The following is a 13,213-nucleotide window of genomic DNA, read 5'->3' as shown; positions in this document are numbered from 1 at the left end:
AACGGGATAGCATGGCCGGGAATGAAACGAAATCGGACGATGTTGCGCGGACTGGCGCGCGGGTTCGGCCTGATCGCGCTGCTGCCGCTCGCCTATCTGATCGCCGCGCTGGGCGGATCGATCCTGCCCGCCAATGCCGGGTGGCGCGCGCCCGCGACCGGGGTGCGCATCTTCATCGAGGACAATGGCGTGCACACCGGCATCGCGGTGCCGAAGGCCGCGCTAGGCCCCGAATGGCGCGTGATCCTGGCGGGCCAGGGGGTGCGCGATCGCCGTCATCTCGCCCATCCCTGGCTGGCGATCGGCTGGGGCGACCGCGCCTTCTATATCGACACGCCGACCTGGCGCGATCTCAGCCCCGCAACCGCGCTCGCGGCGCTGGTCGGCAGCGACCGCACCGTGCTCCATGTCGAACATATCGCCGCGCCGGTCGCGGGGCGTTCGGTGCGTGCGGTCACGTTGCGGCCGGCCGAGTTCGCCCGCTTGCAGGCGGCGCTGCGCGACCAGTTCGCGCCGGGCGCGGCGGCATCGGGCTATGCGGGCCATGACGTGTTCCACCCGGCGCGCGGCCATTATGACGCGATCCGCACCTGCAACGCCTGGACGGCCGGAATGCTGCGCAGGGCGGGCGTGCGCGTCGGCCGCTGGACGCCGCTTTCCTTCGGGGTGATGTGGTGGTTCTAGGGCCGCCGCCGCTGCGCCTCCTGGCGGGCGAGCTGCCGCGCGCGGCGGGACAGATGGCACGGCTGCCCTTTGCCTGGCGCGACCTGAAGCGCGTGCCCCCGGGCGACGGGCGTCCGGTGCTGATCCTGCCCGGCCTGTTCAATTCCGATCGGTCGAATGTGGCCTTGCGGCGCTATCTGTGCGCGATCGGCTATGATGCGCGCGGGTGGGGGCTGGGGCGCAACCTTGGCCAGCGCACGATCGGCGCGCAGGGTGACCGCTTGTTCGCGCGCGTTGCCGACGTCCACCGTGAAACCGGCCGGCCGGTGACCCTGATCGGCGTCTCGCTCGGCGGGATCATGGCGCGGATCGTCGCGCATCGGCATCCGGACGAGGTGCGCGGCGTGGTGACGATCAGCGCGCCCTTCGCTGGCCCGCCGACCGCGACCAATGTCTGGCGCGCCTATGAAATGCTGTCGGGGGCACGGATCGATGATCCGGCGGTCCGTGCGTTCGGCGAACAGGCCGCGCGGGTGCCGCCGGTGCCGACGCTGGCGATCTGGAGCGCGCGCGACGGCCTGGTCAACGGCGCCATCTGCCACGATCCCGCCCAGCCGCACGCCGAAATCGCGAGCAGCCATATCTGGGTCCAGTTCAACCCGGCGACGCTGCGCGCGGTCGCGCGCGGGCTGGCGGCGCTGTAACGGCCCGCAGTCGTTCAGCGCCCCGCGTCAGTCGGCGAGGCTCTTGCTCGCCTGCTCGATCATGTCCTTGCTCAGCCCCGGCGTCGCCAGGATGCGCGCCAGTTCCGCGCGCATCAGCTGCGCGCGCGCAGGATCGAAGCGCCGCCACCGGCCGAGTGGGGGCAGCAGCTTGGCCGCGGTCTGGGGATTGAGCTTGTCGAGCGCGAGCAGCTGGTCGGCGACGAAGCGATAGCCGCGCCCGTCGGCCGCATGGAAGGCGCGCTGATTGACCCCGAACGCGCCGACCAGTGCGCGGGCGCGATTGGGGTTGGCCAGCGTGAAATCGCGGTGGCGGGCAAGTTCGAGCACCAGGTCGAGCGTGTCGTCGCGCGTCGACAGCGCCTGGGTCGAGAACCATTTGTCGAGCACCAGCGCATTGTCGCGATAGCGCTGGTAGAAGATGTCGAGCGCGGCGACGCGCTTGTCCGACAGGCTGCTCGCCAGCGTGGTCAGCGCGCCCTGGCGGTCGGTCATGTTGTCCGCCTGCTCGAACTGCACAAAGGCCAGGCTGGCGGCGTCGGGCGCGCCCGCGGCACTGATATAGCCGAGCGCCACCGAGCGCAGCCGCCGTGCGCCCTTCGCCGCGGGCGAATATTCGAAGCGATCGGCGCGCGTTGCGGCATAGGCGTCGCGCCACTGGCCCTCGAGCTGGCGACCGATATCGCGCCGCAACGCCTCGCGCGCGCGAAAGATCGCATCGGGATCGACCACCTCCAGCTGATCGCCGATAAAGCTGTCCGACGGCAGCAGCACCGCCTCCGCGATGAAGGCCGGATCGAGCGCGGGGTCGGCCAGCGTCTTGGCGATCGCGTCGATCACCGGCTGATGCCCGGCCTGGCCGCGCGTCACCGCCGCGACCAGCGTGTCGAGCATCAGCTGCTGCATCGCTTCATAGCGGGCGAACGGATCGTCGTCGTGCGCGGACAGGAACACGAGGTCGTCGGCGGTGCGATTGGTCTCGACGATGATCGGCGCGGAAAAACCGCGATTGATCGACAGCACCGGCGGCTCGCCGACGTCGTCGAAGGCGAGATCGAGCGTGGCTTCGTCCATCAGCACCAGCTGCTCGTCGGCCAGCGTCGCGCCGCTCCGGGCCCCGAACAGCTTCAGCCGGAGCGGCAGCAGCATGGGTTGCTTGACCGGCTGGCCCGGTGTCGGCGGCACCGTCTGTTCAAGCGTCAACGTCGCGCGCCGGGCGTCGGGATCATGCGCGATCCGTGCCTTCAGCCGCGGGGTCCCGGCCTGCGAATACCACAGGCGAAAGCGGCTCAGGTCGATGCCGCTCGCTTCCTCCATGCAGGCGACGAAATCCTCGCACGTCGCGGCGGTGCCGTCGAAACGGTCGAAATACAGGTCGGTGGCGGCACGGAATTTCTCCGGTCCCAGGATGGTCGCCATCATCCGGATGACTTCCGCGCCCTTGCCATAGATCGTCGCGGTGTAGAAATTCGAGATCTCGATATAGGATTCCGGGCGCACTGGATGGGCGAGCGGCCCGGCATCCTCGGGAAACTGCGCCGCGCGCAACGATCGGACATCCTCGATCCGCTTGACCGCGGCCGAACCCTGGTCGGCGGAAAAGCTCTGGTCGCGAAAGACGGTGAAGCCTTCCTTGAGGCTGAGCTGGAACCAGTCGCGGCAGGTGACCCGGTTGCCCGACCAGTTGTGGAAATATTCGTGCGCGACCACCGCCGACACCGCGTCATAATCGTAATCGGTCGCGGTGTCGGGATCGGCGAGGATGTAGCGGCTGTTGAAGATATTCAGCCCCTTGTTCTCCATCGCCCCGAAATTGAAGTCGTCGACCGCGACGATGTTGAACACGTCCAAGTCGTATTCGCGGCCATAGACGCGCTCGTCCCACGCCATCGCAGTCCTGAGCGCGTGGAGCGCGTGATCGGTCTTGCCCAGGTCCTTTTCGCGCACCCAGATGGCGAGCTGGACCTCGCGCCCGCGCATTGTCGTGAACGTCGCCCGGTTGGCGGCAAGGTCGCCGGCGACCATCGCGAACAGATAGCTCGGCTTGGGGAAGGGGTCGTTCCATTCGGCGAAGTGGCGACCGTCGGGCAGGTCGCCCGCCGCGACCGGATCGCCATTGGCGAGCAGGATCGGGTAGCGGCGCTTGTCGGCTTCCATCCGCACGCGGTAGCGGCTGAGCACGTCGGGCCGATCGGGGAAGAAGGTGATGCGGCGGAACCCCTCGGCCTCGCATTGCGTGCACAGGATGCCGCCCGAGGCATAGAGGCCCATCAGCTGGGTGTTGCGCCCCGGGGCCAGTTCGACACGGGTTTCGACGACGTGCGCCGCGCCCGGCAGGCGGATGGTCAGCTGAGTCGCGTCCAGCGTCCACGCCGCCGCGTCGCACGCGACGCCGTCGACCGCGATCGCAAGCGGCGTCAGGCCGTCATGGTCGAGGCGCAGCGGCCGGTCGTGCGTGCCCGCGCGCTCGACCGAAAGCCGTGCGGTGACGACGGTGCGATCGGCGGCCAGCTCGAACGCCAGATCGACCATGGTCACCTGCCAGTCGGGCGGGCGATAGGCATCGAGCCGCGTCACTTCGGGGGGCGTTGCGGCATATTGGACATCGAGCATGATCTGGGGTCCGGATCGAACAGCACTGGGCCGATAGTGCGGAATGCATGAATTTGCGTTCGACCGTTTGCGAAAACCGGCCGGACGCTGCTAGCAGTCCTTTATGCCCGCTTTGATGAGGATGCCAATGTTCCGTTTCTCGATTGCTGCCGTGTTGCTCGCGTCGTCCGCGCCGCTGCTTGCCCAGGAAACGGCGCCCGCGCCGGCCGCGACCGCCGCGGCGGAGGCCGAGCTGACGCCCGAACAGGCGCTGATGCGCAGCCATGTGATGTTTCTGGCGTCCGACGCGCTCAAGGGCCGCGAAGCGGGGACGCCCGAATATGAGATCGCGGCCGAATATGTCGCATCGCAATTCTATGCCCAGGGGCTGAAGCCCGCGGGCGACAAGGGCAGCTTCCTGCAAAAGGTGCCGCTGCTCAGCTACACGCCGGTCGACAAGGGCAGCTTCGTCCTGACCCGTGGGGGGAAGAGCGAGACCCTTGAGTTCGGCACCGATTACCTGCCGGGTGCCGACCCCAGCCGCGACGTGACCCGCGTCGACGCGCCGGTCGTCTTTGTCGGTTACGGCATCGACGCGCCGCAGTTCGGCCGCAAGGATTATGGATCGGTCGACGTGAAGGGCAAGATCGTCGCCTTTTTCGGTGGCGCGCCGCGGGCCTTTCCCGGCGAGGAGCGCGCCCATTTCGGCAACAACGGCAACAAGATCGCCTATGCCGCGACCAAGGGGGCGGTGGGCGTCATCATCCTCGAGTCGCCGATCACCGCGAAGGTGCGCCCGTTCAGCCGCTCGGTCGACAGCTGGGACAGCGCGCGCATGACCTGGGCGCACCCGGATGGCACGGGCTACGTGCCCGCGCCCCGCACCCCGGGGGTCGGGGCGCTCAGCCTGGCGGGTGCGGAGAAGCTGTTCGCCGGTGCCAAGGTCAAATGGGCCGACCTCGCCAAGCGTGCCGAGACCGACGGGGCCAAGTTCACGCCGGTCGAGCTGCCGACGCGCCTTGCCGTGACGCTCAAGACGGCGCGCAAGCCGATCACGAGCTATAATGTCGCCGCGCTGCTGCCGGGCAGCGACCCCGCGGTGAAGGACGAAATCGTCGTCCTGTCCGCGCATCTCGACCATGTCGGCATCGGCAAGGGCAAGGATGGCGACACCATCTATAACGGCGCGATGGACAATTCGGTCGGCATCGCTTCGCTGATCGAGGAAGCGCGACGGTTCAAGATGTCGGGCACGCCGCCACGGCGCTCGATCCTGTTCCTGGCGGTGACCGCCGAGGAAAAGGGCCTGGTCGGCTCCGACTATTTCGCGCGCAATCCGTCGGTGCCCAAGGAGGACATCGTCGCCGACGTCAATCTTGACATGCCGATCCTGACCTATGCGTTCGAGGATATGATCGCGTTCGGCGCGGACCGTTCGACGCTGGGGCCGATCGTGCGCAAGGCAGTCGGCGATCTGGGCGTGCCCTTCTCGCCCGATCCGATGCCCGACCAGGGCATCTTCACGCGTTCGGACCATTATCGCTTCGTCCAGCAGGGCGTGCCGTCGGTCTTCCTGTGGCCGGGGCAGAAGGGCGCCGGCAAGGCGGCGGTCGAGGAGTTCTTTGCCAAGCATTACCACCAGGCGTCGGACGAGGTCTCGCTGCCGATCAACTGGCAGTCGGGCGTTCGCTTCATCGAGGCGAACTACGCGATTGCGCGCGCGATCGCCGATGCCGATCAGCGCCCGGCCTGGAACAAGGGCGACTTTTTCGGCACGCTCTACGGCGGTTACGGCGCGCAATAGCCGCGTCGGGGCGGGCGCGTCGTGCGGCTGCTGATCTTCGGGCTCGGCTACGCGGCGAAGCGTATCGCCGCCCTGGCCGAAGCCCAGGGTGCGCGCGTCGTCGGGACGAGCCGCTCGCAGCGTGACGGCACGATCGCGTTCGACGATCGCGACCGGGTCGCCTTCGAACTGGCGAATGCGACGCACGTCCTTTCTTCGGTACCTCCGGAGGGCGAGGATCCCGTGCTGACGCGCCATGGCGACGCGCTGCGCGAGCATCCGGGCTGGGTCGGCTATCTGTCGGCGACGGGCGTTTATGGCGACACCGGCGGTGCCTGGGTCGACGAGACCGCGCCGACCGGCGGCGGGCGGCGGACCGAGCGCGCGGCGGCCGACGCGGCGTGGCGCGCGATCGGGGCGCGGGTGTTCCGGCTGCCCGGCATCTATGGCCCCGGCCGCTCCGCGCTCGACCGGGTGCGCGACGGCCGGGCGACGCGCATCGACCTGCCCGGACAGGTGTTCAGCCGCATCCATGTCGACGATATCGCGCGCGGCGTGGTCGCCGGGTTCGCTGCACCCGCCGGCGTCTACAACCTCGCGGACGACCTGCCCGCCAGCCAGAACGACGTGATCGCCTATGCCTGTCGCCTGCTGGGCGCGCCGTTGCCGCCGCTCCAGACGCTGGAGGCGGCGCAGCTCGGGCCGATGGCACGCGATTTCTATGCCGAGAATCGCCGGATCGCCAACGGGCGTGCACGGCGGGTGCTGGGCTGGCGGCCGCTTTACCCGGACTACCGGTTCGGCCTGCGCGCCCTCAACGCAATGACCAGCCCGATCATCGCCAGCGCGCCGCCCGCGACGGCAAGCGCCGACCAGCGATAGCCCTCGAACACGGTCGACAGCAGCATCGCGATCACCGGGATGATCACGCTCGAATAGGCCGCCTTGGCCGGGCCGATCGTGCGGATGAGGCCGAAATAGAGCGTGAAGGCCAGCGCCGAGGCGACGATGCCGAGATAGAGCACGCCGAGGATGTAGCTGGGCCGCCAGTCGAATACAGGCGCGCCGACGGTCATCAGCGCGAAGAGCACGTTGACCCCCGCGCCCACCAGCATCGCGACGCTGACGATCAGCGACATCGGATAGGCGCGCGACAGCCGGGTGGCCTGCATCACATTGGCGGTCGAGGCGGACAGGACGCCCATCAGCGTCAAGCCAACCCCGGTCACGACCGCGCCGGTCGCGGTCGGATCGACGCGCGCTTCATGGATGAACAGCAGGGCGACGCCCGCCATCGCGACGACCGATCCGGCGAGCAGCTGCCCGCCCATGCGCTGACCCAGAAAGAGTCGCGCCAGGATGGCATTGGGGACGAGCAGCAGCGCGAACACCACCGCGACCAGTCCCGACGTGACATATTGTTCGGCGCGGTAGACGAAGTTGAAATTGAGCACGAACTGCGCGGTGCCCAGCGTCGACGCGAACGCCCAGCCGCGGGCGTCGAGCCGCACGAGCTCGCCGCGCCACGCCGCCCAGACCAGCATCACCGCGCCGCCGATGCCGAAGCGATACGCGACCGACCAGCTGGGCGGCACGGTGCCGAGCTGGTCGCGGATGACGATCCAGGTCGAACCCCAGATCAGCGTGATGACCGCGAACGGGATCAGGACCGCCAGCCGCGTCGATTGCGGCGGCGGCGCGACCGGCGGCCCGGGCGCGGTCATAATCGCGCCAGCGCGTCGGCGAGCGGCCGGATGGCGTCTTCGCGATGGTGCCAGCTGAACACGAAGCGTGCCTCGTCCGGTCCCCAGTCGTAGAAATCGAAACCGTCGCGGCGCAGCGCGGCCGCTTCGTCGGGCGTCATCCGCACGAACACCTCGTTCGCCTCGACCGGGTGGACCAGGCGGTCGGGAACCGCGGTCGCCAGCATCGCGGCGGCGGCATTGGCGGTGCGCGCGTTGGCGAGCCACAGATCGTCGTCGAGCAGCGCCAGGATCTGCGCGGCCAGATAGCGGCCCTTGGACAACAGGTGCCCGGCGCGCTTGCGGCGATAGCGCGTCGCGTCGGCGAGGCCCTCGCGAAAGAAGACCAGCGCCTCCGCCGACATGCCGCCATTCTTGACGAAGCCGAAGCTGAGCGCGTCGACGCCGCTTTTCCATGTCATTTCCGCGGGCGTGCAGCCGGCAAAGGCGAGCGCATTGGCGAAGCGCGCACCGTCCATGTGCAGCGACAGGCCGCGCGCGCGGGCGAGCGTGCCGATCGCGGCCACTTCATCGGGGCGATAGGTCAGGCCATATTCGGTCGCGTTGGTGATCGACACCGCGTGCGGCTGAACCTGATGCACGTCGTCGCGGATCGTCGCCAGCCGGTCGGCCAGCGTCGCCGCGGTCATCTTGGCACCGACCCCGTCGACCAGCATCAGCTTCGCGCCGTGCATGTAGAATTCGGGCGCGCCGCATTCGTCGTTCTGGATATGCGCGTCGTGGTGGCACAGAACCGCGCCGTGGGGCGGGCACAATGCGGCGAGCGCGAGTGCGTTGGCAGCGGTGCCGGTGGCCACCCACAGCACCTCGACCCGCGTTTCGAACAGTTCGGAAAAGCGATGGTCGAGCTGGCGGCTCCAGCCGTCACCGTCATAGGCGGTATCGAGCCGGTCGGCATCGGCCAATGCCGCCATCACCTGCGGTGACACCGGCGCAGCATTATCTGAAAAGAAGCGCATCGGCCGCCGCCTTACGCCCTGCGCGCGCAGCGTCAATGCTGGCGGGTTGCGCTATTGCGGCGGGTTGCTGTCGTCGGGTTCGGGCGGTGGATCGCCGCGCCGCTCGCCGGGTCCGGAAAAACGCTCGAGACGCAATGGATTGCCTTCGCGCGATGGCGGCACGATCGGAATCTCCCCGTCGCCGTTGCGCAGCGTCACGCCGCCTTCGCTGGTGATCGTGATCCCGGTGCCGTCGTCCAGTTCGGCGTCGAACAGCGTGCCGTTGTCGATGCCCGCGTCGATCGCATTTTCGATCGCCTCGTCGACCTCGATCGCCTCCTCGGGATACGCGCCGACATCGATCACGTCGGACATGAATGCCCGCCAGATGCGCGCAGGCAGGCCGCCGCCGGTCAGCCCGGCATTGGGGGTGTTGTCGTCATTCCCCAGCCAAACGCCGGTGACGATGCCGCCGGCATAGCCGACGAACAGCGCGTCGCGACTGTCCTGGGTCGTGCCGGTCTTGCCATAGACCTGGATGGGCAGCGCCGCCTGGCGGCTCGTCCCGCCGGACACCGATGCGGCGAGAAGCTCGCGCATCTGCGCCAGCTCGCGCTCGCCCAACCGCCGCGTGCCGCCGCCCAGCCGCTCCAGCCAGCCTGGTTCGTCGACCTGTTTCAACCCGCGCGGGCGGACCGGCGCCTCGCCCGCGGCAATCGCGGCATAGGCGGCGGTCAGCTCCAGCAGCGACACCGACGGCGTGCCAAGCGCGATCGACGCCTCCGGATCGATCGGGGTCGAGATGCCCAGGTCGCGCGCGGCGCGGATCACCGCGCGCGGACCGACCTGCTGGGTCAGGCGCGCGGCGACGACGTTGCTCGACACCGCGAAGGCGGTGCGCAGGGTGATGTCGCCGCGATAGCGCCCGTCATTGTTGCGCGGTGCCCAGCCCGCGATCTCGACCGGCGAATCGTCGACGATCGTATCGGGCGTCATGCCTGCGCGCAGGGCGGCCAGATAGACGAACAGCTTGAAGGTCGATCCCGGCTGACGCGAGGCCGACGTCGCGCGGTTGAACTGGTTCTTCGCATAATCCTTGCCGCCGACCATGGCGATCACCCGCCCGTCGGGGCGCATCGCGACGATCGCGACCTGTGCCTCGCGCAGGCCCGCACCGCGCACCGCGCGCTCGGCGGCGCGCTGCGCCTTGATCTCCAAAGTGGTTTCGATGCGCCCGTCATTGTCGATGCCGCCCGCGCGGTCGCGCGCGGCGGGCATCACCCAGTCGGCGAAATAGGTGCCCGACGGCAGCGCCTTGATCCGGTTGACCTTCAGCCGGGCGGGGCGGACATCCTCGGCCTCGTCCGCGCCCAGGAAACCGGCATCGACCATTGCGGCAACCACCAGCTTCTGGCGGTCGCGCGCGCCCTTCAGGTTGCCGGTCGGGGCGAGCCGCGACGGCGCCTTGACCAGCCCGGCGAGCATCGCCGCCTGCGCGATCGTCAGCTCTTCGGGATCGCGGCTGAAATAATGGTCGGCGGCGGCATCGAGGCCATAGACATTGTCGCCGAAATAGACGTTCGACAGATAGCGCGACAGGATCGCGTTCTTGCTCAGCCACGCCTCCAGCCAGAAGGCGATCGCCACTTCGCGCAGCTTGCGGCCGAAGGTGCGGTCGGAATTGAGGAACGCGTTCTTCGCCAGCTGCTGGGTGATGGTACTGCCGCCCTGCGAACGTCCGTCGCTGACCATGTTGTGAAAGGCGGCGCGCGCGATGCCGCGTGGGTCGACCCCCCAATGTCCGTAGAAGCGGCGGTCCTCGATCGCCAGAAAGGCATCGCGGACATGCGCGGGCAGGGTTTCGGCGTCGACGGGATCGCCGATGATCGCGCCGTTGCGCGCGATCGGCGTGCCTTCGGCTGATACGAGCGTGATGGACGGCGATGCCGGCGGCTCGAGCGACTTGGAAAGCGGAGCGGTCAGCGCCAGCCACGCGACCAGCACGACGAACAGCACCGCCACCGCGCCCAGCCCGCGCGCAATCCAGCGCATCCGGCTGGGCCGCCAGCGCGCGGGAAGCGGCGGCGGCTCGTCGGACGGCGGCGGGGGCGGTGTCCCGCCGGACCGAGGTGGCGACGGGGGCGGCGGCGCGGACGGCGGCGGCGCTTCGGGACGCTCATCGCCCAGCGTGCGCAGGATCTTCGCGACGCCCTCGCGCGCGCCCTTCACATTGTCCAACGGGTGATCCAGCGTCGCTTTCATCGGGCTGCTGTATTAACCCGATAGGACAGTGCCGACAAGCACCGTGGCCTCGCGCGTTGAACGGGATCAGCGTGCCCGCATCGCAAATGCCGGCAGGCGCGCCCGACAGCCGGTTTCAAGCCTCCAGCTCGACGTCCCAGTAGAGCCAGTCGCGCCAGGTTTCGTGGAGGTGGTTGGGCGGGAAGCGCCGGCCATGTTCCTGAAGCTGCCAGCTGGTCGGGCGGATGGGCGCGATGTGGAGCGGCATGGCGGCCTGTTTGGGGGTGCGGCCGCCCTTCTTCAGGTTGCACGGCGCGCAGGCGGTGACGACGTTTTCCCAGGTGGTGCGGCCCCCCTGGGCGCGCGGGACGACGTGGTCGAAGGTCAGTTCCTTGGGATGGCCACAATATTGGCAGGCGAACTTGTCGCGAAGGAACAGGTTGAAGCGGGTGAAGGCGGGGAATTGGGAAGGTTTGACATATTGCTTGAGCGCGATGACTGAAGGCAGCTTCAGCCTCGCGGTGGGACTTCGGACCTCGCGTTCATAGTAGGACACGATGTCGACACGATCCAGGAACACCGCCTTGATCGCGGTCTGCCACGGCCACACGCTCAGCGGATAGTAGCTGAGCGGTGTATAGTCCGCGTTCAGGACGAGCGCGGGGCACCCGTCGGGGTGCCGGATCAGATCGGGATGATACATCGGGCTCCCTTCCCTTATCCTCCCCGCCTTTCGCCAAGAAGGATGACGCGCGTATGACAGCATGTGCAGCGACTCGCGGTCAAGGGCCATGTTGAGCGACAGATGAGCGAACCGATCGTCAGCCGCTTCGCGCCGTCGCCGACCGGGCGGCTGCATCTCGGCCACGCCTTGTCGGCGGTGCGCGCGCACGATCTGGCGCGCGCGGCGGGGGGGCGCTTCCTTGTCCGGATCGAGGATATCGACGCGACGCGCAGCCGGCCGGAACATGTCGACGCGATCCTCGCCGACCTCGCCGCGCTCGGGCTCGGCTGGGACGGGCCGGTCTGGCATCAGTCGCGCCGGCTCGATGCCTACGCGGCCGCGCTCGACCAGCTGCGCGATGCGGGGCTGCTCTATCCCTGTTTCTGCACCCGCGCCGACATCGCGCGCGAGGTGGCGGCCAGCCTGAGCGCGCCGCACGGGCCCGACGGACCGGTCTATCCCGGCACCTGCCGCGCGCTGCCGCCCGGATTGCGCGCCGAACGGCTGGCGCGCGATCCGCATAGCTGGCGGCTGGACATGGCGGCCGCGGTCGCCCGCGTGGGGCCGCTCGACTGGCACGACGCGACTGCCGGCACGATCCGCGCCGATCCGCTCGGGCATGGCGACGTGGTGCTGGCGCGCAAGGACGCGCCGGCCAGCTATCACCTGGCCGTGACCGTCGACGATGCCGCACAGGGCGTGAGCGACGTGGTGCGCGGGCGTGACCTGTTCGCCGCCACGCATGTCCACCGCCTGCTCCAGGCGCTGCTCGGGCTGGCCGTGCCGCGCTATCACCATCACCCGCTGATCGTCTCGGCCGACGGTCGGCGGCTCGCCAAGCGCGACGGCGCGCCGACGCTCGACCGCTTCCGCGATGCGGACGGTCGCTTGGACGATCTTGCCCAAAAGCTGCGCGCGGGGCGACTTCCGCTTGGTTTCGCGCTGGCGACGGCCTAGATAGGGGGCATGCAGACCTTCCTCATCATCCTGCTGATTGCAGCGATGCTCGCGACGGTGGTGGCGCTGGTGCGCGGCATCATCTCGTTCCTGCGCACCACCGAGGCGGAGCTGAAGGGCGAGGGCCCGGCGCGCTCGAGCATCCAGTCGAACAAGATGATGCAGCAGCGCATCTTTTTTCAGGCGCTGGCGATTGTCGTCGTCGTGCTGATCCTGTTCGCCAGCGGCCGGAGCTGATCGGCCCGGGCGCGCATGGTCAGGCTGAACCGCATCTATACGCGCACCGGCGACGACGGCTCGACCGGGCTGGTCGACGGCAGCCGCGTGTCGAAGGCCGATCCGCGCATTGCGGTGATCGGCGATGTCGACGAGGTCAATTCGCTGATCGGCGTCGCGTCGACCCTGCTGGCCGGGGACGACCTCGCGCTGCTCCGCCGCATCCAGAACGACCTGTTCGATCTGGGCGCCGATCTGGCGACGCCGGGCGACGATTACACCCCCGGCGACATGGTGCTGCGGATCGTGGCGGGCCAGATCGCGTGGCTGGAATCGACGATCGATCGCGTCAATGGCGGCCTGGCCCCGCTGACCAGCTTCATCCTGCCCGGCGGAAGCCCGGCGGCGGCGGCGCTGCATGTCGCGCGGGCGACGGCGCGACGGGCCGAGCGTACGGCGGTCGCCGCGTCGGCGACGGTCCCGCTCAATCCGCTGGCGCTGACCTATCTCAACCGGCTGTCCGACTTTCTGTTCGTTTTCGCCCGTCATGTGAACCAATTGGCGGACGGCGACGTTCTGTGGGTGCCCGGGGCGTCACAATAGCAATGTAGCGA

General features: G+C 68.9%; 12 protein-coding genes. 7 read left to right on the top strand and 5 right to left on the bottom strand.

The genetic code is table 11. The features are described 5' to 3' along the window. Positions 1–21 precede the first annotated feature (21 nt). Complete coding sequence (locus GO308_RS09435; protein ID WP_240885285.1) at positions 22–684, top strand: TIGR02117 family protein; 663 nt, start codon at positions 22–24, stop codon at positions 682–684. Continuing rightward, positions 675–1,367 (top strand): alpha/beta fold hydrolase, encoded by a 693-nt coding sequence (locus GO308_RS09430; RefSeq protein WP_231726131.1) that lies wholly within the window; start codon positions 675–677, stop codon positions 1,365–1,367. Before GO308_RS09435 ends, GO308_RS09430 begins: the two co-directional genes overlap by 10 nt. A gap of 27 nt (positions 1,368–1,394) precedes the next feature. On the opposite strand, the gene pepN is transcribed toward GO308_RS09430, so the two are convergent. Beyond that, entirely contained in the window at positions 1,395–3,998 is a 2,604-nt protein-coding gene (pepN, locus tag GO308_RS09425; protein WP_240885284.1) for an aminopeptidase N, read from the bottom strand. A gap of 127 nt (positions 3,999–4,125) precedes the next feature. Between pepN and GO308_RS09420 the strand changes: the two genes are divergently transcribed. Continuing rightward, positions 4,126–5,781 (top strand): M28 family metallopeptidase, encoded by a 1,656-nt coding sequence (locus GO308_RS09420; RefSeq protein ID WP_240885283.1) that lies wholly within the window; start codon positions 4,126–4,128, stop codon positions 5,779–5,781. Between the two features lie 21 nt (positions 5,782–5,802). Further along, positions 5,803–6,642, top strand: a complete 840-nt coding sequence (locus tag GO308_RS09415; RefSeq protein WP_240885282.1) for an NAD(P)-dependent oxidoreductase — start codon at positions 5,803–5,805, stop codon at positions 6,640–6,642. Here the strand turns inward: GO308_RS09415 and GO308_RS09410 are convergent. The 4 genes from GO308_RS09410 to GO308_RS09395 form a co-directional block, all read right to left on the bottom strand. Beyond that, positions 6,552–7,484, bottom strand: coding sequence for an EamA family transporter (locus GO308_RS09410; RefSeq protein WP_066483005.1), 933 nt, complete (start codon positions 7,482–7,484; stop codon positions 6,552–6,554). The two genes, GO308_RS09415 and GO308_RS09410, sit on opposite strands and share 91 nt — an antisense overlap. After that, complete coding sequence (locus GO308_RS09405) at positions 7,481–8,482, bottom strand: beta-eliminating lyase-related protein (RefSeq protein ID WP_066483003.1); 1,002 nt, start codon at positions 8,480–8,482, stop codon at positions 7,481–7,483. The genes GO308_RS09410 and GO308_RS09405 overlap by 4 nt, the downstream gene beginning before the upstream one ends. Before the next feature lie 51 nt (positions 8,483–8,533). After that, a complete protein-coding gene (locus GO308_RS09400; RefSeq protein WP_240885281.1) occupies positions 8,534–10,723 on the bottom strand; it encodes a PBP1A family penicillin-binding protein in 2,190 nt (729 codons plus the stop codon). 115 nt (positions 10,724–10,838) lie between these two features. Then, complete coding sequence (locus GO308_RS09395) at positions 10,839–11,405, bottom strand: HNH endonuclease (RefSeq protein WP_066482995.1); 567 nt, start codon at positions 11,403–11,405, stop codon at positions 10,839–10,841. A gap of 102 nt (positions 11,406–11,507) precedes the next feature. On the opposite strand from GO308_RS09395, the gene gluQRS reads away from it, so the two are divergent. From gluQRS to GO308_RS09380, 3 genes are read left to right on the top strand one after another with little or no spacing between them, the layout of a single operon-like run. After that, on the top strand, positions 11,508–12,383 hold the full coding sequence (gluQRS, locus tag GO308_RS09390) for a tRNA glutamyl-Q(34) synthetase GluQRS (protein WP_240885280.1): 876 nt from the start codon (positions 11,508–11,510) through the stop codon (positions 12,381–12,383). Between the two features lie 9 nt (positions 12,384–12,392). Beyond that, positions 12,393–12,620 carry a twin transmembrane helix small protein gene (locus tag GO308_RS09385; protein WP_066482991.1) on the top strand — a complete coding sequence of 76 codons (228 nt, stop codon included), beginning with the start codon at positions 12,393–12,395 and terminating at the stop codon, positions 12,618–12,620. Between the two features lie 15 nt (positions 12,621–12,635). Next, positions 12,636–13,202, top strand: a complete 567-nt coding sequence (locus GO308_RS09380) for a cob(I)yrinic acid a,c-diamide adenosyltransferase (RefSeq protein WP_066482988.1) — start codon at positions 12,636–12,638, stop codon at positions 13,200–13,202. Positions 13,203–13,213 lie beyond the last annotated feature (11 nt).

This window comes from Sphingomonas sp. SFZ2018-12, assembly GCF_022496715.1.
Lineage (GTDB): Bacteria > Pseudomonadota > Alphaproteobacteria > Sphingomonadales > Sphingomonadaceae > Sphingomonas.
Note: the sequence above shows the minus strand (reverse complement) of the source record. Positions and strands in the feature narration are given on the sequence as shown.